20 protein-coding genes and 1 pseudogene are annotated in these 21941 nt (G+C 56.7%); 10 read left to right on the top strand and 11 right to left on the bottom strand.

The window, feature by feature from the left end; genetic code table 11:
• On the bottom strand, nucleotides 1-715 hold a 715-nt coding region (locus tag AYR66_RS26550; RefSeq protein WP_088710544.1), incomplete at its 3' end, for a LysR substrate-binding domain-containing protein.
• Between the two features lie 113 nt (nucleotides 716-828).
• Between AYR66_RS26550 and AYR66_RS26545 the strand changes: the two genes are divergently transcribed.
• The 4 genes from AYR66_RS26545 (at nucleotide 829) to AYR66_RS26525 (ending at nucleotide 2994) form a co-directional block, all read left to right on the top strand.
• Nucleotides 829-1137, top strand: a complete 309-nt coding sequence (locus AYR66_RS26545) for a carboxymuconolactone decarboxylase family protein (RefSeq protein WP_088710541.1) — start codon at nucleotides 829-831, stop codon at nucleotides 1135-1137.
• A gap of 19 nt (nucleotides 1138-1156) precedes the next feature.
• A complete protein-coding gene (locus AYR66_RS26540; RefSeq protein ID WP_088710540.1) occupies nucleotides 1157-1555 on the top strand; it encodes a tautomerase family protein in 399 nt (132 codons plus the stop codon).
• Nucleotides 1552-2115 (top strand): DUF4865 family protein, encoded by a 564-nt coding sequence (locus AYR66_RS26535; protein ID WP_088710539.1) that lies wholly within the window; start codon nucleotides 1552-1554, stop codon nucleotides 2113-2115. Before AYR66_RS26540 ends, AYR66_RS26535 begins: the two co-directional genes overlap by 4 nt.
• A 474-nt stretch (nucleotides 2116-2589) precedes the next feature.
• Nucleotides 2590-2994, top strand: coding sequence for an FKBP-type peptidyl-prolyl cis-trans isomerase (locus AYR66_RS26525; protein WP_088710537.1), 405 nt, complete (start codon nucleotides 2590-2592; stop codon nucleotides 2992-2994).
• An 83-nt stretch (nucleotides 2995-3077) separates the two neighbouring features.
• On the opposite strand, the gene AYR66_RS26520 is transcribed toward AYR66_RS26525, so the two are convergent.
• On the bottom strand, nucleotides 3078-3476 hold the full coding sequence (locus AYR66_RS26520; protein ID WP_088710536.1) for a VOC family protein: 399 nt from the start codon (nucleotides 3474-3476) through the stop codon (nucleotides 3078-3080).
• Nucleotides 3477-3839: 363 nt separating this feature from the next.
• Here AYR66_RS26520 and AYR66_RS26515 point away from each other — a divergent pair, with 363 nt between their 5' ends.
• The 3 genes from AYR66_RS26515 (at nucleotide 3840) to AYR66_RS30525 (ending at nucleotide 7157) form a co-directional block, all read left to right on the top strand.
• Nucleotides 3840-4265 (top strand): CopG family transcriptional regulator, encoded by a 426-nt coding sequence (locus AYR66_RS26515; protein ID WP_088710543.1) that lies wholly within the window; start codon nucleotides 3840-3842, stop codon nucleotides 4263-4265.
• Between the two features lie 19 nt (nucleotides 4266-4284).
• Entirely contained in the window at nucleotides 4285-5538 is a 1254-nt protein-coding gene (locus tag AYR66_RS26510; RefSeq protein ID WP_088710535.1) for an extracellular catalytic domain type 1 short-chain-length polyhydroxyalkanoate depolymerase, read from the top strand.
• 308 nt (nucleotides 5539-5846) lie between these two features.
• A complete protein-coding gene (locus AYR66_RS30525) occupies nucleotides 5847-7157 on the top strand; it encodes a nitrilase-related carbon-nitrogen hydrolase (RefSeq protein ID WP_088710534.1) in 1311 nt (436 codons plus the stop codon).
• Nucleotides 7158-7400: 243 nt separating this feature from the next.
• Here AYR66_RS30525 and AYR66_RS26500 read toward each other — a convergent pair whose 3' ends face one another.
• Nucleotides 7401-9494 carry a sensor domain-containing protein gene (locus tag AYR66_RS26500; RefSeq protein WP_088710533.1) on the bottom strand — a complete coding sequence of 698 codons (2094 nt, stop codon included), beginning with the start codon at nucleotides 9492-9494 and terminating at the stop codon, nucleotides 7401-7403.
• Between AYR66_RS26500 and AYR66_RS29125 the strand changes: the two genes are divergently transcribed.
• On the top strand, nucleotides 9493-9669 hold the full coding sequence (locus tag AYR66_RS29125; RefSeq protein WP_170942386.1) for a hypothetical protein: 177 nt from the start codon (nucleotides 9493-9495) through the stop codon (nucleotides 9667-9669). The two genes, AYR66_RS26500 and AYR66_RS29125, sit on opposite strands and share 2 nt — an antisense overlap.
• Here the strand turns inward: AYR66_RS29125 and AYR66_RS26495 are convergent.
• From AYR66_RS26495 to AYR66_RS26485, 4 genes and pseudogenes are all read right to left on the bottom strand, one after another.
• On the bottom strand, nucleotides 9662-12421 hold the full coding sequence (locus AYR66_RS26495) for a putative bifunctional diguanylate cyclase/phosphodiesterase (RefSeq protein ID WP_088710532.1): 2760 nt from the start codon (nucleotides 12419-12421) through the stop codon (nucleotides 9662-9664). The two genes, AYR66_RS29125 and AYR66_RS26495, sit on opposite strands and share 8 nt — an antisense overlap.
• Before the next feature lie 122 nt (nucleotides 12422-12543).
• Nucleotides 12544-12630 (bottom strand): annotated as a pseudogene (locus AYR66_RS30275) (integrase); the annotation flags it as partial.
• Nucleotides 12631-12665: 35 nt separating this feature from the next.
• Nucleotides 12666-14420 carry a methyl-accepting chemotaxis protein gene (locus AYR66_RS26490; protein WP_272938383.1) on the bottom strand — a complete coding sequence of 585 codons (1755 nt, stop codon included), beginning with the start codon at nucleotides 14418-14420 and terminating at the stop codon, nucleotides 12666-12668.
• Between the two features lie 53 nt (nucleotides 14421-14473).
• Nucleotides 14474-14983 (bottom strand): chemotaxis protein CheW, encoded by a 510-nt coding sequence (locus AYR66_RS26485; RefSeq protein WP_088710531.1) that lies wholly within the window; start codon nucleotides 14981-14983, stop codon nucleotides 14474-14476.
• A 371-nt stretch (nucleotides 14984-15354) separates the two neighbouring features.
• On the opposite strand from AYR66_RS26485, the gene AYR66_RS26480 reads away from it, so the two are divergent.
• Both AYR66_RS26480 and AYR66_RS26475 read left to right on the top strand, forming a co-directional pair.
• Nucleotides 15355-18045: a PAS domain-containing protein gene (locus tag AYR66_RS26480; RefSeq protein WP_170942385.1), complete on the top strand. Its 2691-nt coding sequence runs from the start codon at nucleotides 15355-15357 to the stop codon at nucleotides 18043-18045.
• Nucleotides 18046-18107: 62 nt separating this feature from the next.
• The gene (locus AYR66_RS26475; RefSeq protein ID WP_088710529.1) at nucleotides 18108-18731 is read left to right on the top strand and encodes a response regulator; all 624 of its coding nucleotides are present in this window, start codon (nucleotides 18108-18110) and stop codon (nucleotides 18729-18731) included.
• Here the strand turns inward: AYR66_RS26475 and AYR66_RS26470 are convergent.
• From AYR66_RS26470 to AYR66_RS26455, 4 genes are all read right to left on the bottom strand, one after another.
• The gene (locus AYR66_RS26470) at nucleotides 18719-19096 is read right to left on the bottom strand and encodes a response regulator (RefSeq protein ID WP_234815097.1); all 378 of its coding nucleotides are present in this window, start codon (nucleotides 19094-19096) and stop codon (nucleotides 18719-18721) included. The genes AYR66_RS26475 and AYR66_RS26470 overlap by 13 nt on opposite strands.
• 125 nt (nucleotides 19097-19221) lie before the next feature.
• A complete protein-coding gene (locus tag AYR66_RS26465; RefSeq protein ID WP_170942384.1) occupies nucleotides 19222-19845 on the bottom strand; it encodes a phosphatase PAP2 family protein in 624 nt (207 codons plus the stop codon).
• Between the two features lie 31 nt (nucleotides 19846-19876).
• Nucleotides 19877-21523, bottom strand: coding sequence for a phosphoethanolamine--lipid A transferase EptA (eptA, locus tag AYR66_RS26460; protein WP_088710526.1), 1647 nt, complete (start codon nucleotides 21521-21523; stop codon nucleotides 19877-19879).
• 237 nt (nucleotides 21524-21760) lie between these two features.
• Nucleotides 21761-21941, bottom strand: a 181-nt coding sequence (locus AYR66_RS26455; RefSeq protein WP_141104312.1) for an integrase core domain-containing protein, incomplete at its 5' end; no start/stop codon positions are given.

Below are 21941 nucleotides of genomic sequence, written 5' to 3'. Positions count from 1 at the left end.
TCCGCACCGTCACGCCCAGTCCGGCCGCAACGGCGGCCCATACCCCCGCGAGGCTGTGGCTGGTGAATGTAAGCCGCCACGGAATGCCGGCCCGGTCCAGCGCCTCGGTTGCTATGGTGCGCATCACGCAGGGCGCGTCGAACGCCACCAGGGGAAGCGGCACGGATCGATTGCGCAAGGATTCGGCGCCTGCGCCCGCCGGCCCGATCCACTCCAACTGGTAGTGCCCGAGTGCTTCCATGTACGGCGTGTCCTGTGTGCCTTGCCATGTCAGCGCGAGGTCGAGCCGGCCGCCGATCATGTCGGAGACCAGCTCCGCATTTCGCGCGACCTTCGCCTCGATGCGCACCCCTGAATGGCTGCGCGCAAACCGGCCGAGCACGTCCGGCAACAGATGCTCGCCGAAATCCTCCTGCAAGCCGAGGCGCACGGATCCGTCCAGTCCGGTGGCGCCGACAGCCATCGTGGCTTCATCGTTCAGTTCGAGTATCCGGCGCGCGTAGCCGAGCATGACTTCGCCGGCATCGGTCAATGCCATGCCCCGGCCCGACTTGCGCAAGAGTACGACGCCGGCCTGTTCTTCGAGCTTCTTCAACTGCGAACTAACTGCAGATGTTGACCGCCCCAACCGGTCAGCCGCTTTGGCAAAGCTGCCAAGCTCCATGCCGACCGCAAAGCTCCGCATGGCGTCCAGGTCAAAGTTGACTCGTCGCATTTAATCGTCCTGAAAAGCTGAATTGTTAATTTCAAATTTCCCGATTTTCGAAACGATCATCGCGCCATACACTGAGGCTGTCAATCGATTCATTCACCCGGGGAGGGCGCATCATGACATCCATGGTGGGGCTGGGGGAAAAGGCATTCGGACACCTTGCGCCGAAGTTTGCCGAGGTGACCGACAAGGTACTTTTCGGCGACATCTGGGAGCGCCCTGGCTTGTCGCAGCGCGACCGCAGCCTGGTCACGGTGGCCGCGCTCGTCTCCATGTACCGGCTCGAACAGTTGCCGTTTCACATTTCCAAGGCGCTGGAGAACGGCGTGACGCACGAGGAGCTGGCCGAGGCTGTCACGCATCTCGCGTTTTATGCCGGATGGCCGGCAGCCGCCAGTGCGCTGAACCTGATCGACAAGACCTGATTTTTTCAAGGAGACCAACATGCCCATGGTTCGCATCTCGTTGTTGAAGGGAAAACCGCAGTCCTACGTGAAGGCCGTATCGGACGGCGTGCATCGCGCGATGGTCGAGGCCTTCGACGTGCCGCCCGACGACCGCTTCCAGGTCATCCACCAGCATGAACCCGAAGAGCTCGTGTTCGACAGGAATTACATGGGCGGCCCGCGCTCGGACAACTATGTGCTGATCTGCGTGACGGCCGGCAAGCCGCGCAGCACGGCGATGAAGGAAGCCTTCTACCGGCGCGTGGCACAACTGCTTGCCGAGTCGCCGGGAATCGATCCGAAAGACGTGATGATCATCGTCAGCATGACACCTTTCGATGGCTGGTCGTTCAGCGGCGGCGTTGCCTCGCTGTTCCCGCAGGAGCTTGCGCAATGATCGCGATGCAATACAGCCTCGTGCTGCCTGCCGATTACGACATGGCCATCATCGACCGGCGCATTGCCGAGCGCGGTCATCTCACGGACGGGTTTCCCGGACTGGCATTCAAGGCCTATCTGCATGCGCGAAAGCCGGACATGGCCGGCGACAACCTGTACGCACCTTTCTATCTCTGGCGCACCACGGAAGGGATGAACGAATTCCTGTGCGGTCCCGGCTTCGCGGGACTCACACAATCATTCGGCTGGCCTTCGGTGCGTACATGGTCGGTGTGGGATGCGGAGATGTCTGAGGCGATTGCAGAGGCGCGGTATGCGGTGCGTGAAACGGTATCGATTCCGCCGCATTCGGATCTGGCCGCGTTGCGTCGCGCAGAAATCGAAGGTTCGAGGGAAATGCTGTCCGGTCGCGATGTCCTTGCGACCCTTGCCGGCTTCGATCCGATGAACTGGTGCCTGGTCAGGTTTCAGCTCATGGACAAGACGCCGGATCGGAGATCGGACGGGCAGACGCAAGTGTATGGTGTCGGCCATGTGTCGACGGGTTGCGTCTTGTAGGGTGGGCGCGGTCGTTTGTGCCCACGCGGCCAACTCATTCCCATGCCACCGACCAATCAGGCGCATAGATCCCATCGCGCAGATATCGATGAAACGTCGAATACGGCCAATCCGACGCACGTTCCGCATCCCCATGTTTCACCGGATTGAAATGGATGTAATCGGCATGCCGGATGAAAACTTCGCTAGTCCAACATTTAATGAGACCAGTCGAGAAATTGCGTGGGGAATTTGAACATGGAATGGGGCTCTCCGAACGAGGATGAAACGGGTACTTGGCGTAACTGGGAAGTTTGATCGAGGGAAGGTGTTGGGTTTCCTTCATCAGCCCAACCTACGTAACTGATTCTGCAGTTATGGGATCGGGATAAAATGAACTTGTGAAGTCGTCACATCCATGTGATTTCCGAGATGCAGTCTCGGTAGCGATTTCCAACGCGTCAAACTACCTTTTTACTTTCATTCAAACAAGACATGAAAAAAATGTATTCTCTGCTGGCGGCTCTGTTTATGGCGTCTAACGCGATGGCCGCCTCTGAACCTCCGGTCGAAACGCTTGATTCGGGAGTCAAGGTTCAAAAAATGAAGACTACCCAGGGCCCAAGTCCGAAAGCATCAGATGTGGTTAAAGTTCATTATCGCGGCACGTTGAAGGATGGTACGGAGTTCGACAGTTCGTATAAACGCGGAGAGCCGACTACATTTCCGTTGTCCCGCGTGATCCCCTGCTGGACTCAGGGTGTTCAAAGATTGAAGGTCGGTGAAAAAGCCAAATTGTTCTGCCCCGCCAAGACAGCTTACGGCGAACGTGGCGCCGCTGGCGTAATTCCACCGAATAGCGACTTGAATTTCGAGATCGAACTGCTTGGCATCCAATAGCCAAATGTTCTCCCATTTTATTGGCGAACTAGCGGGGCCTACGGTACCTGGTTAACCTGGCGCTGGTTAACCAGGCAAGAAGATCATGCCTCTGGCGCCGTCCAGACCAGGTTCCACAGGTGGCCATCGATGTCCTCGAAACCCTGGTCATACATGAAGCCATGGTCCTCCGGCGGGTGCGGCGTGCGGCCGCCGGCAGCAACGGCCTTGGCGATGAGAGTGTCGACTTCTTCCCGGCTTTCGCAGCTCAGGCAGATGACCATTTCATTGGCCTCCTTTGCCTGCGCGAGGGGCTTGTCGATCAAGGATCTGAAGAAAGGCTCGGTCGTCAGCACGGCCTGGATGGTGTCGTCGACGATGTTCATGAATACCGCGTTCTCGCCGCTGAAGCGATCATTGAAAGTAAAGCCAAGCGCGGAAAAGAAGGCCTTGGACTTATTCAGGTCCTTCACCGGCAGATTGAGGATGATTTGTTTGTTCATTGCGTTTCCTTGGTAAAGATGGAATGGACAATCGGTGCCTCATCCATGTGACGAATGGCGACGCACAAAATCGACATGCTTTCGAAAGTATATTTCTTTCAAAGCAGAACTTTTTGTTCTGACACTTCCTGTTAGGTCAGATCGCGTCAGAATTACTAAAGAATGTGTCGACCGGTTAAGTCCTTGTCCCCCTGCCACGTCGAACTCTGCTGCCCACCACGCCGCGCAAACCTTCCAGTCAAATAAAAGCATCCTCAAATGCAAAAAGGCAATTTCATCAATAAATGAGGCGCTCCATTTTTCCATCCAGATGGATGGGAACCAGATGGTGCTGGGATGGTCGTACTCAGGAAGGAGGCGACTATGGGACACCCAATTGCTACGCAGGAAAATCGGACAAGAATCGGTGACACCGAAAAAATCACCATTAACCTCGGCCCGGTGGATCTGGGCCAGATCGACCTGCTGGTGCAAGAGGGGTTCTATTCCAACCGTACGGACCTGATCCGTACCGCAATCCGTAACCAGCTACAGGCGCATGGCGATGTGATCAGGCAAACGGTGGCGCGCAAGAGCCTCGTTCTTGGTTTGCAGCATTACAGCCGTGCCGACTTGGAGGCGCTGCGCGACGCAGGGCAGAAGCTGCAGATCCAGGTTTTGGGGCTGGCCAGCATTGGTGCGGATGTTTCACCTGAACTGGCTCTGGCCACTATCGACTCTGTCACTGTGCTGGGTGCCTTGCATGCCAGTGCAGCTGTCAAGGCCGCCCTGGCTGGACGGATACATTAACGACTTACGAGGAAATGTGATGAAAATCGATGAAGGCTTTCTCGCGCAAATGCGCGAAGCGACACAGATCTTGCAACGCGAAGGTCCGATGGCAGCGACTGCGGCAATCCAGCGTGCCCTGCACGGCGACAATGCATCGGGCAATACGGCTGGGCAGCAGGACTGGTCGCGGTTCCTGCCAAAGGCGCCGGAACTGCACGACGTCACGACGCCGCACGCACCAGATGATCGCGCAAACGTGCAATCCGGCGACAACTTGCGCACACGGTTACGCAAGTTCGCACGCGGGAAGTGGCCGGATGCGATGGCCCGGCAAGAGGTCGAAGATGTCGAAGTCCACGAGGCCGCCGACCTGGCAGGCAAGGGGCGCTTCCTGTCCGGCACCTGCACCAACCAGGCCGGCACGCGCGCCTACAAGCTGTATATCCCGAGCGGCTACACCGGCCAGCAGCTGCCCCTGGTCGTCATGCTGCATGGTTGTACACAGAACCCGGACGATTTTGCCGCCGGCACCGCCATGAACGCGGTTGCCGAAGACAACCAATGCTTCGTTGTGTATCCGGCCCAGTCGCAGAATGCAAACGGATCGAATTGCTGGAACTGGTTCAACGCTGGCGATTATCGGCGCGACAACGGGGAAGCTTCGATCATTGCGGACATCACGCGCAATATCATCAGCGAGTACAAGATCGACACAAGCCGCATCTATGTCGCCGGCTTGTCCGCAGGCGGTGCAATGGCGACGGTGATGGCCGCAACCTATCCGGACCTGTATGCGGCAATCGGCGTTCACTCGGGACTGCCGTACGCTGTCGCACATGACGTGCCGTCTGCTTTCGCCGCAATGAAGAGCCGCAAGATGAAGACGTCGGCACGCAAGACTGGCGTCAAGGAGGCAAAGCCACTCGGACACGTCATGCCGGTCATCATGTTCCATGGCGACCGCGATGCCACCGTCGATCCATCCAACGGTGAACAGGTAGTGGCGCAATGCGTGCCGCAGCTTGATGCCGGTTCCAGCAAGGCCACGAGCGTCAAGGTGGAAAAAGACGCAGTCCCCAATGGCCGAACCTATACGCGAACTCTATTGCATGACGCGCAAGGCAAAGCCATCGCGGAAAAATGGATCGTGCACGGCGCCGGGCATGCATGGTCTGGCGGCAGCAGCAAGGGCTCGTACACGGATCCGAAAGGGCCGGATGCGACGCGCGAGATGCTTCGCTTCTTCTATACGCATCGACGGAGCCAAGTGGAGGACAAGCCGGATGCATGATGCTGGAAGCGGCAGGTGAGCAAGTCATGCAGGGTGGGCACGGTCGTTTGTGCCCACGCGGTCAACTCATTCCCATGCCACCTCCTCTTCATTACCGGCCACCGACCAATCAGGCGCATGGATTCCATCGCGCACATATCGATGAAACCTCGAATACGGTCAATCCGACCGATAGACAGTCCGCAGTAGCTCGCCGCAGGACTTAGCCATTTGCATTGTCGTAACGGTTCTGCTGCTGCGAACAGCAACGCCATGGGGGGGCGCCGCATCTAACACCAGCGTGTTGATGCAAAATGGCTTAGTGATGGATCCCTTGCCACAGAAAAACCGAAGCGCAGAGTCGCGGCACGCAGCTCGCTGTCTTCCCCGAAGGATTCATCGGCGGGTACCCCAAGGGACATACATTTGGGTCGTATGTTGGCGGGCGAACCGACAGCGGGCGGGACGCATTTCGGCAGTACTGGGAGTCGGCAATCGATGTTCCGGGACCGGTCGTCGATCGCCTCGGGAAAATCGCGCGCGAGCGCTATCTGATGCTGGTGGTCGGCGTTATCGAACGCGGCGGCGGCACGCTGTATTGCTGCGTGTTGTTCTTCGACGCTGATGGCAACTGCCTGGGCAAGCACCGAAAGCTGATGCCGACCGGGGCAGAGCGCCTGATCTGGGGATTCGGGGATGGATCGACGTTGCCGGTCTTCGACAGTCCGCTCGGCCGCATCGGTGCGGTGATCTGCTGGGAAAACTACATGCCGCTGTTGCGGATGGCGATGTACGCCAAGGGAATCCAGATTTATTGCGCGCCGACCGCGGACCCACGCGACAGCTGGCTGGCCTCGATGCGCCATATTGCGATCGAAGGCCGCTGTTTTGTACTTGCATGCAATCAGTACCTGCTGCGTCACCAGGTTGCGCCCGACGCGCCAAACGCATTGGGCGACGCGGCCGACAGCGTCTTGCAGTGGGGAGGTAGCTGCATCGTCAATCCCTTTGGTGAGGTATTGGCCGGCCCCGACTACGACGGCGAAGCCGTCATCGTTGCCGAGATCGATATCGCGGCTATCGGTGCAAAGAAAGCGGAACTGCCTGCGCTGGCTTTCAGTTATACCCCGACAGCTGCTGAAGTCGTCAATAACGGCCATACCATCCAGGTCAACCTGGCAGAGGGGGGCACCCTGACGCTCGACGGCGTGCCTTATAAGCTCCTGCAGTTCCATTTCCATACGCCTAGCGAAGAGCGCATCAACGGCAAGTCGTATCCGCTGGTGGCGCATTTGGTGCACAAGAGTGCCGAAGGCAAGCTGGCAGTAGTCGGCGTCATGATCAAGGAAGGAAAGATCAACACCGCGTTAAAGGAGGTGTTTGATAACCTGTCGAACGCTGAGGGTGAAAAGAAGGCGCTCAATGGCGACCTCAAGATCGCCGATATGCTTCCGTCAGGCGGCTACTACAAATACACGGGCTCGCTGACCACTCCGCCTTGCAGCGAAGGAGTCCGTTGGCAAGTAATGAAGCAGCCTATCGAGGCATCGAAAGACCAAATCAAGGCCTTCCAGAAGCTGTACAAAATGAATGCGCGTCCGGTTCAACCACTTAATGGCCGCAAGCTGGAACAAAGCTGACGGTTGGTGTAGCCGTGCTCAGCCGGGGTCTGCCGCGCACCCGCCCCAAAAGGAGAGGCGGCGCGCGGCAGATCACGTGGGATGCATTGCCTTTGGTGGTGTGAAAAGTGAATAACGAACTGCACGGTGCGTTCGTTGATCTTCGGCCCGCTACAATGAATCGCCCCGAATTCTGTGGACGCGCTAAAGCCGGGTTCAGGCGCGTGGGTGTCTACAGTTGCCGGCGCAATTCACGGACCGTACTCAATGCAGCTGGCGTGCCCGATTCCAGTACCACGCTTCGAAGTCCTTGGGCGGTAGCGGATGGCTGAAGAGATAGCCTTGCGCCTGGTCGCAGCCGTGCTCGCGCAGGTAGTCCATCGCCTGTTCCGATTCGATTCCCTCTCCGACCACTTTCAGGTTCAGACTGCGACCGAGTGCGAGAATCGCGTCGGTGATGGAGCGGCTCGGCCGGTGGCTGACGATTTTCTTGATAAACGACTGGTCGATCTTCAGCTTGTCGAGTGGCAGGCTGCTCAAATAATTCAGGCTGGAGTAGCCGGTGCCAAAGTCATCCAGTGCGATGCGAATGCCGGTCGATCTGATCTCGTTCAATGCCGCAATCGCCGCCGGCAGGTTGTCCATCACCGCGCTTTCGGTAATCTCGACCTGCAGGCACGCGGGATCGATGCCATAGCGATCTATTGCCTCGGCCAGATGCGAAGCGAATGTACGCTGGCGAAACTGGGAGGATGAAATGTTGATCGAGATGGACAACGGCGGCAGCCCGGCCTCGCGCCAGCGCTCATGCTGCCTGCAAGCCTCGGCGGCCACCCATTCGCCCAGCTGGTTGATCAAACCGGCAGACTCGGCAATGGGAATGAAATCATTCGGCGAGCGTAATTGGCCGTTTTCATCCCGCAGCCGTACCAATGCCTCGACACCGGCCAGGTGTCCCGATTGGACATCCATGATCGGCTGGTAAAAAAGCATCAGCCCATTCGACTGAAGCGCCTGCTTCAGGCGAATTTCAAGACGGAGAAATTCATTCGCATGTTCATCGAGCCCCGGGCTATAGATGGTGAAATTGTTTCGCCCAACCCGTTTTGCCGAGTACATGGCGAGGTCCGCACACCGTATCAAGGTTTCCAGTTCGCTTGAGTGCGTGGGGAACAAGCTGATGCCGATGGACGGCGTGACGCTCAATTGCAGGTCGCCCACATGGATCGGCTGCCCGATACTGCTCAGCAGGTTTTCGGCAACCGTCACCGGGCCATATGCGGAGTCGACGCGAGGCAATACCACAATGAATTCGTCGCCGCCAAGGCGGCTGACAATATCTTCCTTCCTCGTGCATGACTGAAGCCGCCGTGCCACTTCCTGCAGCACCTTGTCGCCCGTTTCGTGCCCATACAGGTCGTTGATGGGTTTGAACCGGTCCAGGTCAATAAACAGCACCGCGCCGCCGCCCGTTTGCGCCCGGTTGGCCATGGCAATCAGATGGCCGCAGTATTCGAAGAGCAGCGCGCGATTGGGCAGTCCGGTCAGGCTGTCGTGCTGCGACGCTTCGAGGAGCCGCTTTTCGGTTTGCTTGCGCTCTGTAGCATCTATTGTGGTGCCAATGCGGCGCGTCGGCTTTCCATCGGCGTCGAACAGCACACGTCCTCTTGCAACAATCCAGCGCACCCTGCCATTGCGCTGGTCTATCGTCCTGAATTCCAACTCAAAGCGCCCCTCACCGCCGGATTTGACCGCAGCCGCCAGGATCTGGCGCGCCCGTTCCCGGTCATCAGGATGGATCTGCGCAAAAAGGATGGCGACGGAGGCCTGTGCCTCCGGCGGCAAACCGAAGTGCTCCTTGTTCTGATCGGTCCAGCGCAACTCGTCGGTTTCAAAGCTATAGTCGAACAAGCCAAGTGACGCCGCCTCGGTCGCCAGCTTCAGTTCTTCCGTGCTTCGGGCGAGGGCATCCTCGGCGGCCTTCTTTTCGGTAATGTCGGTCGCAAAGAAGGTCGCGCCGATCCGTTCTCCCTCGAAGAACACCGGCGCGGCGGTGCACGAAGCATAGAAGTGGGAGCCATCCTTTCGGGAAACAAGCCAGGTGAAATTCCGCTCCGTCTCGCCAAATACGGCAGCCCGGTAAATTTTGCATTGTTCGATGGGAACCGGTGTGCCGTCGGGATGATGGTGATGAATCTTGTCGTGGAGGCGCTGTCCGGATATTTCCTCGTCGCTAAAGCCAAATGTGTTGAGTGCCTCGGGGTTTTGATAAATGACCCGGCTTTGCTCATCGGTAAAAAATATGGAATATGCCGCCTGCTCGGCAATGCTCCGATAGATCTCCAAGGTTCTGCGCATGCCGATCTACCTGTTATTGTCGTTAAACCGGTTCGACTATCCGCACGGCATATGGGTTCAGGTAACGCCGGTTTTGTGCATTTTTGTTACAACGATGGCCAAGGCCATGGAAGATCTGTTCCAGCGGCTACCAGGGGCGGCAACAATTGATGAAAAGGTGAAAGAGATCACGTGACAGAGCCGTTGGGGCGTTCGGCACTGTATCTGGGCTCTCGATCAGGGAATGAATCATGTCGGACAGCATCCACTGATTCAGGCCCTCGACGCGATAGTTCAACTTCACAGGTCGTTGTTCTCTTCCGGTACCAGTCAGTAAAGTCTGTCGCCGACAGCGGCCGGCTGATGAAATACCCTTGCGCCAGGTTGCATCCTTGCTCTGCCAGATACATCAGCGCTTCTTCTGACTCAATTCCTTCTCCTACGATTTCCAGGTTCAGCGCTCGTCCCAGCGCAATAATGGCCATCGTAATCGCCTTGCTCGAATTGTCGTGTTCCAGGCGGCGCACAAAGGACTGGTCTACTTTCAGCTTGTCGAGCGGAAGATTGCTGAGATGGCTCAGGCTGGAATAGCCGGTGCCGAAATCATCCAAGGCGACCTTTATCCCACTGAAACGGATGCCCTTTAGCGTGTGGATGGCGTCGTCGATATTTCCCATCACCGTGCTTTCGGTGACTTCGATCTGGATACAGGAAGGATCCAGGCCTGCAGCCTGCACAATCGCTTGCAGGCGCTGCGCGAACCCGCGTTGCCTGAATTGAAGCGGAGACACGTTTATCGCTATGTTGATCGGGGGCAGTCCTTCCTTGCGCCATGCGTTATGCTGACGGCAAGCCTCGACGGCAACCCATTCTCCGAGTTGGCCGATCAATCCCGCCGCTTCGGCAATCGGAATGAACTGGTCCGGGCCGATCAATTGATCACGGTCGCCGGCCAGGCGCAGCAAGGCTTCGACGCTCGCCACGCGGCCGCTTGTTATGTCGATCACCGGTTGGTAGTGCAGCACAAAGCCTTCATGTTGCAGGGCGCGCTTTAACCGCGCTTCGATTGCCGACGTCGCGTCAGCTCGATCATCCAGTTGGGCGGTGTAGGTGAAATAGGTCCCGCGGTTTTCGTATTTGACCTGGTACATCGCCAGGTCGGCGGCATGAATAAGTGTGTCGGCGTCGGTGCCATGTTGTGGAAACTCGCTGATGCCGATGCAAGCGGATATGGAAAGGTCCAGGGTGCCAATCTCGAACGGATGCGAAAGCGCGTCGAGTATATGCTGTGCCACGGTCGCAGCCGAATGGATAGCGCCCAGCTGGTGAAGCACGACGATGAATTCGTCGCCGCCCAGGCGACCGACGAGGTCTTCACGTCGCACGCATTTCACGAGGCGTTTGGCCACTTCCTGCAACAGCCGGTCGCCGATCTCATGTCCATAAAGATCGTTGATGGGCTTGAACCGGTCGAGATCGATGTACAGGAACGCGCCGTGCCTATGACTGCGCTGTGCGGCTGCAAGCAGATGGTTTGCATACTCGAAGACCAATGCACGATTCGGTAGCCCGGTCAGCGCATCATGCTGCGCCGCCGCGAGGACCCGCTGCTCAGCCTGCTTGGTCTCCGTGACATCCCGGTAGAAGACTGCGAGCCCATCGCCATAAGGAAAGGCATTCATCTCAAGCCAGAACGCGCGTCCGTCAGGATAGGTGTAGCAATGTTCATATTTCACTCGGATGCGTTCCGCCATGGCACGCTTGTAACGCTTCCCGATTTCCGAGGGCTCCATGCCGGGCCAGGCTTCCCAGACAGTACGCCCGACCACTTCAGATGCCGGTCGTTGTTCGAGACGAAGTGCGCCTGCGTTGACCTGCACGACGCGAAAGTCGCTGTCCAGCAGCACGAAGCCCTCGTCCATATTCTCAAGAATGTCCCGGCTGCGGTCGCGTTCGAGAGCGAGCGCGGCTTCAGCATGGGCGCGTTCGACGGCTGCCCATGTTCTCTCGGCGACATCCTGCGTCGCAATGACATCTTCATTCGTCCAGTGGTAGGAATCGATGCGAGACACATTGAGGCCGGCGATCAGGCGGCCCGATTTGAACAGTGGAACGACCAGCAGTGAGCGAATGCTGAGGCTGGCGTATGCGTCTGCGTAAGGCAAGGTCCGGCTGTCTCGCTCAATATCATCGACAATGAAGGCTTCGCCTCGACGCAAGCTGGCACTGATTTCCTCGCCATAGTCCCTTATTCGCCCTCCTGCCGGCAGCGCGGGCAACGGGACAGCGGACCAGGTCGCCTTGGTAAAAAAGTTTTCCGCAAGATCGTCCGCTTCCGCATAGAAAACGCGTGTTGCGCCCAAGTGTTCGCCCAGGAGTCTTGTCGCTGTCGCAGTGATGTCGTTGGCATTGGTCAGTTCACGCAACGCGTCAATGAAGGCCAGCTGAAAGACCTGACGTCTTTCTGCCCGTACCTGCGCGCTCGTCTCCACGCCAATCGTCAAGGCACCGGCGATAACACCGGCGTCCAGGATGGGCGAATGGGAAAACGTGGCCCAGATATGCTCCTTGTAATCTCGCCGTTGCACAATGAAGGGCGCGTTTTCCAGGAATGTTGCGTTGCCGGCCCAGCCTTGTTCGACTACAGGATCCAGTTCGGACCACACTTCTGCCCAAATCTCGTGAAAGGGCCGACAAAACGCCGCGGGGTGTTTACTGCCGAGGAATTGCTGCTGGTAAGCGTCGTTATAGATGGTGATAAGACGCGGTCCCCAACAGACTGTCATCGGTATCCTGGATGCCAGAACATTGTTTACCAGGGCAATCAATGTCGGCGGCCAGGATTGCGGGGCACCAAGCGGACTATTAGTCCAATCGAAGGAGCGAATCAGAGACGCGAACTCACTATCATGAATGGGAAACGCGCCGCCGTCGAAGACGTTTTGCATTAATGAATTGAACCGGCACAGGCATGAAATGCCCGATGTTTTGATTGGACAGAGCGCTCGTTGTTCATGTCGGGTTGAAATTGGCCTTCAGGCGGATCGCCAACAACCATTGCAAGCCCGCATCAAACTGCCGTTTGCCCGGCAAGTTCAGGGACACCGTCCACTTCGATACCGAGGTATCTGACAGTTCTCTCAAGCCTGGTGTGGCCAGGAAAAGCAAGAGCTGGACGGGCCTCAAATCGATTTAAAACTGTTCCCATTCGCCAGTTGCAACGGAGGGAACCGGCGATGAACTGCGACGGACAATCGTCAGTGGACGGACATTGCGCGCAGTTTTTTTCACCGGAGCCGGTACGTTGCGCACGGTACGCGTCGGAGCTGCGGGCGCGCCCACCGTGACGTCGCGCGGAGCCGAGTTTGCCGAAGACGCCCCGTCGACCTTGAAAACGCTGACCACCTTTGCCAGATTGACCGCTTCCTGTTGCATCGCCTCGGCAGCTGCGGACGCCTCTTCCACCAATGACGCGTTCTGCTGCGTAACTTCGTCCATCTGCGCAATCGCCTGATTGATTTGCTCGATGCCGGCAGTCTGCTCATCGGTGGCGGCAGAAATCTCCTGCATGATGTCGGTAACACGCGCAACACTTTCGACGATTTCCTGCATCGTCGCGCCTGCCTGATCGACCAGCCTGGCACCAGTATCAACCTTCTCGACCGAGTCGTCGATCAGGGCCTTGATTTCCTTGGCGGCGGCGGCGGAACGTTGTGCCAGGTTACGCACTTCGGCAGCTACCACGGCAAAGCCGCGGCCCTGCTCTCCGGCGCGCGCGGCTTCCACTGCGGCGTTCAGGGCAAGGATATTGGTCTGGAACGCGATACCGTCGATCACGCCGATGATGTCGACGATCTTTCGCGCCGACTCATTGATCTGCCCCATGGTCTGCACCACATCCGAGACCACGGCGCCGCCCTTCATTGCGACTTCCGATGCCGATTTCGCCAGGCCATTGGCCTGGCGCGCGTTGTCGGCATTCTGCTTGACGGTCGAGGTCAATTCTTCCATCGACGACGCAGTTTCTTCCAGCGAGCTGGCCTGCTCTTCCGTACGGGAGGACAGGTCGAGGCTGCCGGATGCCACCTGGCTCGACGAGGAAGCAATGGCTTCCGTGCCGGTGCGCACCTGGGCAACGATATTGGCCAGCGCGTCGCGCATGTTTTTCATTGCGTACAGCATGCTGGCGTGGTCATCGGCCTTGGTATCGACATGGACGGTCAGGTCGCCGGAGGCAATCCTGGCCGCGATGCCGGCAGCGTAGTCCGGTTCCCCGCCAAGCTGCTTGAGCAGGTTGCGCGTGATTACCAAAGCGGCACCGACGCCGGTCAGCAGCGCGACGATGGACAGGACGATCATCAAGACACGAGCGCTGGCATAGCCCTGCTGTGCTTCCGCTGCAGCCTTGTCGTTGAGCTTGTTTTCCAGTTCGATCAGGTCGCCCAAGGCATTCAGCCATTTCCGCTGCAGCGGACGCACTTCCTTTAACAGCACTGCGGTCGCTTCTTCGCCTTTGTTGGCCAGGCCGAGTTCGGCCACCTTTTCCATCGCGGGCCTAGCCGGGCCTTCCATTTCCTTCACCTTGGCATACGCAGCCTTTTCTTCGGGCGTGGTGTCGGCGATGGTCGCAAACATCTTTTCCAGTTTCTGGTCCAGCTCCGCGTACTTCGCCGCCTGCACCTTCACGCGCTCGTCCTCGGGCCGCATTTTCTCCATATCGGTCAACAGCGCCAGGTTACGCACCGCCACCGCGCGGTCGTATACAGTGACGCGCATGGCGTTGAGCAGGTCGATCTCGACATTGTTAACCTTGGTGATATCCTCCATCCGCTCCTGGATTTGCGCCATGCGGCTCATGCCGACGACAGCAATCGTTGCCATGAGAATCAGGACCAGCGCGAAGCCGCCAGCCAGCCGCGCGCCTACCTTCATGTTGGCAAAATTCATCTTGTTTCTCCTTGAAAAAATCTTAAGCCTCAGGCAAATCGGGCGAGCGCAGCTCAGGCGGCAAGCTTGTCGATCAGGCCGATTTCGGCGCTCGACATCAGCTTGTCGATATCGACCAGGATCACCATGCGCGCTTCGAGCGTTCCCAGTCCGATCAGATAGTCGGTATCGAGCGCGGTGCCCATCGATGGCGCCGGCTTGATCTGCTCCGATGCGAGCGAAATCACGTCCGACACGCTGTCGACCACCATGCCCGCCACGCGCCCGGCGATATTGAGGATGATGACGACGGTGAACTGGTCGTAGTCAGGATTGCCGAGATTGAACTTGATGCGCATGTCGATGATCGGAACGATAATGCCGCGCAAATTGACGACGCCCTTGATGAAGTCGGGTGCGTTGGCGATATGCGTGACGGTTTCATAACTGCGCAATTCCTGCACCTTGAGAATATGCACGCCATATTCTTCCTGGCCGAGCGTAAATGACAGGTATTCCTGCCGCAATGCCTGCGTAGCAGCTTGTCCTGCCGCGCTTGCCGTGACTTTCACGCTGTCTGGCATATGTTGTCTTTCTGATAGAGCGAATCGGAGTTTTTTATGTTCAGCCGCATTCAACGCGGATGACGACACGCCGCAGGTTCGGGAATGTAGCCTCTATAAACGCCCAAAAGGCGCCGCACCTAGAGTAGACGAAGGTAGTAATTGGCGGTATCGGACGAATAGGTGTGGGGCACTAGGATTTATCCGATGCGGAATTCCTGATGCACACCAATATTTTCATTAGACTGGCAACATAGGTAACAAGGGTTTCTGGTATCAAGTTGAAGCATTTGCAAAACATGAACGCGCGCGCTGGTAGCCCGCGTTTTGGCACATACCTGTCGTTTGTGCTGTTCAGCGCGGCGCTGGTTGTTGCGATATGGATCATCGTGATGACAAACGCTCGTCAGGAACGGGACGACGACGTTCAACGCGCGGTGAACGACAATAATAATCTGGCAATTGCCTTTGAACAGTACGTCATACGGACAGTCGAGAGCGCCGACATGCTTGCCCGCTTCGTCAGCCGTGAATATGCGCGCAGCGGTCGCAATATCGACATTCCGAAGTTGACGGCCGAAAGCGGGATCGACAAATCCATTTACGCGGTTGTCGCCAACGAAAGCGGAGACGTGGTGGCGAGCGGCCAATCCGTCGCAGCCCCGATCAATGCCAATGTCGCCGGATTCGACTACTTCGACGCGCATGTCGCAAATGACACCGGGCGTCTCTTCATAGGCAAGCCGCTTCCCGGGAAACTGCCGGGAGAAGCGTCGGTGCCGATCTCTCGCCGCATCAGCACGAGCGACGGCAGCTTTGGCGGCATTATCGTCGTGCACATTGCGCCGGCGCGATTCACGGAGTTCTACAAGCAGGTCACGATACGGCCGAGGGACGTACTTTGCCTGCTCGGCCTGGATGGTATCGCCCGTGCCAGGCGCGTCGGAACTAACGAGAGTTTCGGTGACGACCTGCATGCCAGTCCCGTGTTCTCGCTGCACCAGCGTCAGCCTAACGGCGACTATGACGGCGTCAACGTGCTCGACGGCATACCGCGGATTTTCAGCTATCGTTCAGTGAGCACTTTTCCGCTGATCGTGGTAACGGCGGTTTCCCGGAATGCGGTCATCGATGAACATGCCTGGAGAAGGGATCTGTCGTATGTCGGCGCAGCGGTGATCAGCATGCTGATCGCCCTGTTCACCCTGGCGCTGGTCACTGCACACCGCCGCCAGCAGCAGGCGCTGGAGAGGCTTACCGAAAGCGACCTGCGCTTTCGTGCACTCGGCGACGTATTGCCACAGCTGATCTGGACCTGCCGTCCGGATGGCTCGCCGCAGCTGTTCAATCAGCGCTGGTTCGACTATACCGGGAAATCACGCGAGCAATCCCTGGGCGACGGCTGGCTGGACTGCATCCATCCGGCTGACCGGAATCGGGTAGCCGATGAATGGAAGCGATGCGTTGAAACGACAAGTCCATATGAAATCGAATACCGCATGCGCCGCGCCGATGGTCAGCATCGGTGGATCCTTGCACGCAGCATTCCAATGCTTGATGACGGCGGCGCCGTCGAGTGCTGGGTGGGCACCTGTACCGATATCGACGAACAGAGGAAGGCGGTAGCAGCGATGCAGGAAGCGCAGCAGTTCGCACGCGCAACCATCGATGCCTTGTCCAGTCATATTGCCGTGCTTGACGCGTCCGGCACGATACTCGCCGTGAACAAGGCATGGCGCGAATTTGCATCCGACAACGGCGGATCCAGGCAGGCGGTATCCGAGGGCGCGAACTATCTGGCGGTTTGCAACCAGGCGGCCCTGCGTGGAGACGCTTTGGCGGAGGCGGTCGGCAGCTTGTTGCGCGCGGTCGCCGCAAACGAGCGCGACAACGTCAGCACGGAATATCCATGCCACGGCCCCGGGACGCTGCGCTGGTTCTCACTCAACATCACCCGCTTCGGCGGCGACGGCCCGGTTCGCATCGTGGCCTCGCACGAAGAGATCACTACCCGCAAGCTGGCGGAGATCGCGTTGCGCGAAAGCGAGGCGCGTTTCAAGTCGATCTCCGCCAACATTCCCGGCATGGTGTTTCAGTTGCGCCGACAGGGCAATGTATTTGCGTTGCCCTACGTGAGCGAAGGCTCGCATGAAGTCCTTGGCCTGGAGGCCGAGCAACTGCAGCTCGACTCGGTGGCGTTTTTCGAGTTGCTGGATCAGGAAAACTCACCGGCCTTCCGTGAATCAATGGAAGAGTCGCAGGACAAGCTGTCGGAATGGAATTGGGAGGGCAAGTTCACGCAAGGAAACGAGGCATCGAAGTGGATCAACTTGCGGGCTACGCCCAGGCGGCTTGAGAATGGAGATGTCATCTGGGACGGCGTGATCTTCAATATCACAAGGAGCAAGCAGCACGAAGAGTCGCTGTTCAAGAGCCGTCAGTTGCTGCAGGAATTGTCCGCCCGCCAGGTGGTCATCAAGGAAGAGGAGCGAAAGCGCATTGCACGTGAAATTCATGACGAACTCGGGCAGCGCTTGACGGTATTGCGCATGGACGCACTGATGCTGCCAAGAACCCTGGGCGACAAGTCGGCAGGGCTGCGCGCGGCAATGGGGAAAATGCGCGATTCCATTGATGGCATCCTGCGCATCGTGCGCAATATCGCTTCGGAATTGCGGCCGCCGGTGCTCGACATCGGCATTGTGACCGCGATTGAATGGCTGATCGAGGAATTTGACCGCCGCTCCGGGGTTTCATGCAGCTTCAGAAACCTGGCTGGTGGCGACGTCGCAATTGACGACGAACGTGCCACGGGTATCTTTCGCGTGCTGCAGGAATCGCTCACCAACGTGGCGCGGCACTCGCGCGCGCGGCAGGTGAACGTCACCCTGTCAGTGGTTGACGGCCGGCTTTGCATCGCTATCAGTGACGACGGCATCGGCTTTGATCCGGTTCGGGTCAGTTCGTCGAAATCCTATGGACTGATCGGCATGCGCGAGCGGGTAGCGATGTTGAACGGCGAGCTTGCGATAACGAGCATGCCGGAAATGGGAACGACGATCGAGGTTTGTATTCCTTTTTGAAAATGAACTTTCCCCCGGCGCTGCGCGGTGCCGGAACGGGACGGCACAAACCGACGTGAGACATGATCAGGGTATTTATCGCGGATGACCACGCCATGATGCGTGAAGGTGTGCGGAGAATCATCTCGACCGCAAGCGACATGCAAGTCGTCGGGGAGGCCGAGGACGGACTTGAAACGCTTGACGCGCTCAGCAAAGTGGAATGCGACGTACTGATGTTGGACATGACGATGCCGGGAATGGGCGGAATCGAACTAATCCAGCGGATAAAGGCAGTCCGGTCCGACCTGCAAATCCTGGTGCTGAGCATGCACAATGTCGCGAAGATTGCGGCGGCTGCCCTGAAAGCGGGCGCTGCCGGCTACCTGACCAAGGACAGCGACCCGGAGAGACTGGTCGACGTGATCAGCAAGGTTGCCGGCGGCGGCAAGTACATCGATCCGGTAGTGGCCGACAAGATCGTGTTCGGGGGCGTGGAGGAGCAATTGCCGCACCTGTCGCTGTCGGGGCGCGAATTCGAGATCTTCATGATGATCGTCGCCGGGAAATCGACCAGCCGGATCGCGGATGAGCTGTTCCTCAGTCCCAAGACCGTCAGCACCCACAAGAAGCACATCATGGAAAAGATGCAGATGGAAAATGCCGCCGACATGGTCCGGTACGCGTTCGAGCATCACTTGCGGTGAGCATGTCGCGCATGGGTGACATTGGCGGCATGGAAATGCGGATCGGCTCCTTTTGTCCGGCAGCTATACGCATGGCTCCATCCCTTCGTTAGTGGACAGAAATCGGGAGGGAGCAATCCTAACCGGACCTTCCACTCGTTTAGAAGCGGACATTCGCCTTTCACAAGGATGGAAGATGGCTTAACCATGTAATGGTCCGCTCCCAGGTCCATGGCGGTGACACGATCATCGAGGCCATCGCGCGCAGTCAGGATCAGCACCGGCGCCTTCACGCCACGCCTCCGGATGCGTCGGCTGAACTCGTACCCGCTCATGCCTGGCAGTCCGATGTCGATGATTGCGATGTCGTACTGCGTCAGCTCCATTCGAAATGCTAAAGCAGGGCACCGATCTGAAACTGTCTCGAGCGTCACATAAGGTGCCGAACAACCACTAATCATTCGGCAGTGACACCTTTGGACAAAGAATGTGGTTCGGCCTCCCTCATGCCTCAATGGTGAATCGAAAATTCAACAGTTGCATTGTTGAGTTGCGATGTTTTATACCCAGTACCTCGCCGCCATCGTGACGTGAACATTGCGCCAGCCAATATCCCAACAAGAGCGCCAGCAAGGACGGCCGATACGGTATGCTCGTACAGCATGATTCTTGCGTACATAGTCAGAAGCATGATTGGTATGAGAAGCACAGCAAACCAATAACTATATCTTCTGCAGACAAAGTACATAGCGCACGAAGCCATTGAGGAATGCCCTGATGGCATGTTGTGCTTGGACCGTGGATTAATTGGCCTTTGCCCAAGGCGGGTACCGAAGACGCGCCAGTCATTCACAAGATATTTCGTGCCGTGTGTGAGTACCGTGGCGGAAACCGCGACGTATATAAGCTGCACAAGCCCTACCTTATCGGAAAGCACGATTGGCAGGCCTACCTGCAGCGCTGTATTGACGTACCGGACATAATTCTCCGTGATGTGTTCTACCTGTCCTGCTTTCCTCGCAGGAAAAGACCTTGAGTAATCGTCGACGTCGCTCGGATAGAACGTGCAGCCTAAAAAGGCAAGGAACAACAAAAGAATAAATGTCTTCGGTCGATTAACTTCCTCGTATGCCATTTTGCATGTATCCAGAGTTTTCATTTGTCGATCAACGCTTGAGGGGATGAAGGGAAACCTGGTCCACAGCGGCAGAATGAAAAATATCTTTATCTTTTTCATACACGTCACTGACCAGGCCAAAAGCGCCCATTACGCTATGAAAAATATAATTTTGCGAATACTCCTGATTTTTAACAGGCAGCGGATTGACCAGGTTTCTGCGCTCGGCGAACTTGTCTGACATCCAGATAAGAAAAGGAATATTTTTTTGAACTGCGGGAGCAATCGAATACGGGATTCCGTGGAGATAAAGGCCGTTCTCGCCAAGAGATTCGCCATGATCCGACATGTACATCATTACTGAGGCCGTGTTATCAAGCGATTTCAGCAAAGCTATTACTTTATCGAGCAGAAAATCCGTGTACAGGATGGTGTTGTCATAGGTATTGATCAGTTCTGCGGAACTGCATTTTTTCTGTTCCACGGTACGGCATACCGGTTTGAATGTTTCGAACTCCGGCGGGTATTTTTTGAAATACTGTGGGCCGTGGCTTCCGGACTGGTGGAGAACAACCAATATTTTTTTTCCGCCCTGAGCACTCCGCAAATGTTCATTAAGCTTGTAAAGAAGCAGTTCATCGTAATCCTCGCGATAACAGTTACCCTGGCATTCTTTCCGAATGTCATCCGCTTTTTGAAAGCTGCTTACCTTCATCCGAGGTTCGCCAAAATTATTGCTGCGCCACATGACTTCCACCCCATGCCTATACAGGTAGCTCGTCAAGGGCTCGTAACCTCCTCGGATTGGCGTAGCGTCGCCCAGATGGGACAACATGCATTGAAGTGACCGTGTGGTGTAGGTGGAGCAGGAAGTCGCGTTCGGCATCACGGTTACGCCGGCTTTCTTCAAACGCGGATTGGTCTCGCGCTGGTATCCATAAAGCGAAAAGTCTTGGGCACGAGCAGATTCGCCGATAACCAAAACCACGACAACGCTTTTCGTATCAGTAAATCGAATATCCGGCAAAAGGCGCTGCTCCTGGCGGCTCGAGGTTGTCTGATCGTAGTAGCGGGCGGAATTAACAATATAGGACCACGGCAAGATCAATCCACCGAATTGCTTGGCATTCTTGTCAATCCAGAGCCAACTTTGGGCGTTCGCATAAATCCATGTACTCCCTAACAGCAAAGTTGCAACTAAGAACAGCAGGCGTTTTGATCTCGGTGTATGCGTGACTTTTATAGTCCTGAGAATGAACGCAGGAACAATTCCGAAAAAAACAAGGTACAGCAGTAATTTTGGATGGCTGAATCCGGAAGCTTCACTTAGATTGGTATTAAAAACGTTGCCCATCATCGTTGCGTCCAAAATAGTTCCGTACGTAACAATGAAGTAAAGAGCGGCTGCGCTTCCAATGGTTAATAGCACGCAAACCAGTTTTGTCAGGCGGATTGAAAAAAGCGAGACGATGGTCAATATGACTATCGAGATTAACAACTGGAATACGAATAGCGTTGTCAGAGATAAGGAGCCGCCAAGATCTATCGCGTCCAAACTAAGGAAGGCGCGATGATAAAGTGGCCCTTGGAACAGAATTGAGTTGGCAATGGAGTACAGAAAAACAAATGCAACAATATTGCAGCGCCACTTGCTGTTAGCTTGTGATAAGAATTTAACCTTCTGCAAAATTTGCATATGAACTTTGTATAAGCTTAATTTGTAGAAGGTCTATTTGAAGAATAACGCATCATCACTTTAAATTGCATTGACGCGGCGCATTGATGGTATGAGTGATGACGAACATCGTTGTGCTCCTGCCGGAAAGCGAAGCGGGCCCCACCATTCACCAACAGAGGAAACGGAAATCTCTTTGTCTTAACACCCTCTGGCGATGGATCGGAGTCTGTAATGACCCAGCGAAACCTGCACAGGTTAGGCTGCTAAAGCGAATACTTCAGCAGGTGTCTTCATTCCCAGCGCCTGGTGCGGACGTCGAGTGTTATAAAAGCCAATCCAGTCAGCAATGACCCGGCTGGCATGCTGCAACGTCTCGAAGCGCTGCCGATGTACGCATTGCTCCTTCAACGTCCTGATCACGCGCTCGATCATGCCG

Source organism: Noviherbaspirillum denitrificans (assembly GCF_002211445.1).
GTDB lineage: Bacteria > Pseudomonadota > Gammaproteobacteria > Burkholderiales > Burkholderiaceae_D > Noviherbaspirillum > Noviherbaspirillum denitrificans.
Note: the sequence above shows the minus strand (reverse complement) of the source record. Positions and strands in the feature narration are given on the sequence as shown.

What these genes read in the sequence shown, in the direction of transcription:
- AYR66_RS26545 (WP_088710541.1), top strand. Translation starts at nt 829, where the DNA reads ATGACATCCATGGTGGGGCTGGGGGAAAAGGCATTCGGACACCTTGCG.
- AYR66_RS26540 (WP_088710540.1), top strand. Translation starts at nt 1,157, where the DNA reads ATGCCCATGGTTCGCATCTCGTTGTTGAAGGGAAAACCGCAGTCCTAC.
- AYR66_RS26535 (WP_088710539.1), top strand. Translation starts at nt 1,552, where the DNA reads ATGATCGCGATGCAATACAGCCTCGTGCTGCCTGCCGATTACGACATG.
- AYR66_RS26525 (WP_088710537.1), top strand. Translation starts at nt 2,590, where the DNA reads ATGAAAAAAATGTATTCTCTGCTGGCGGCTCTGTTTATGGCGTCTAAC.
- AYR66_RS26520 (WP_088710536.1), bottom strand. Translation starts at nt 3,476, where the DNA reads ATGAACAAACAAATCATCCTCAATCTGCCGGTGAAGGACCTGAATAAG.
- AYR66_RS26515 (WP_088710543.1), top strand. Translation starts at nt 3,840, where the DNA reads ATGGGACACCCAATTGCTACGCAGGAAAATCGGACAAGAATCGGTGAC.
- AYR66_RS26510 (WP_088710535.1), top strand. Translation starts at nt 4,285, where the DNA reads ATGAAAATCGATGAAGGCTTTCTCGCGCAAATGCGCGAAGCGACACAG.
- AYR66_RS29125 (WP_170942386.1), top strand. Translation starts at nt 9,493, where the DNA reads ATGCCGATCTACCTGTTATTGTCGTTAAACCGGTTCGACTATCCGCAC.
- AYR66_RS26500 (WP_088710533.1), bottom strand. Translation starts at nt 9,494, where the DNA reads ATGCGCAGAACCTTGGAGATCTATCGGAGCATTGCCGAGCAGGCGGCA.
- AYR66_RS26495 (WP_088710532.1), bottom strand. Translation starts at nt 12,421, where the DNA reads ATGCAAAACGTCTTCGACGGCGGCGCGTTTCCCATTCATGATAGTGAG.
- AYR66_RS26490 (WP_272938383.1), bottom strand. Translation starts at nt 14,420, where the DNA reads ATGAATTTTGCCAACATGAAGGTAGGCGCGCGGCTGGCTGGCGGCTTC.
- AYR66_RS26485 (WP_088710531.1), bottom strand. Translation starts at nt 14,983, where the DNA reads ATGCCAGACAGCGTGAAAGTCACGGCAAGCGCGGCAGGACAAGCTGCT.
- AYR66_RS26480 (WP_170942385.1), top strand. Translation starts at nt 15,355, where the DNA reads ATGACAAACGCTCGTCAGGAACGGGACGACGACGTTCAACGCGCGGTG.
- AYR66_RS26475 (WP_088710529.1), top strand. Translation starts at nt 18,108, where the DNA reads ATGATCAGGGTATTTATCGCGGATGACCACGCCATGATGCGTGAAGGT.
- AYR66_RS26470 (WP_234815097.1), bottom strand. Translation starts at nt 19,096, where the DNA reads ATGGAGCTGACGCAGTACGACATCGCAATCATCGACATCGGACTGCCA.
- AYR66_RS26465 (WP_170942384.1), bottom strand. Translation starts at nt 19,845, where the DNA reads ATGGCATACGAGGAAGTTAATCGACCGAAGACATTTATTCTTTTGTTG.
- eptA (WP_088710526.1), bottom strand. Translation starts at nt 21,523, where the DNA reads ATGCAAATTTTGCAGAAGGTTAAATTCTTATCACAAGCTAACAGCAAG.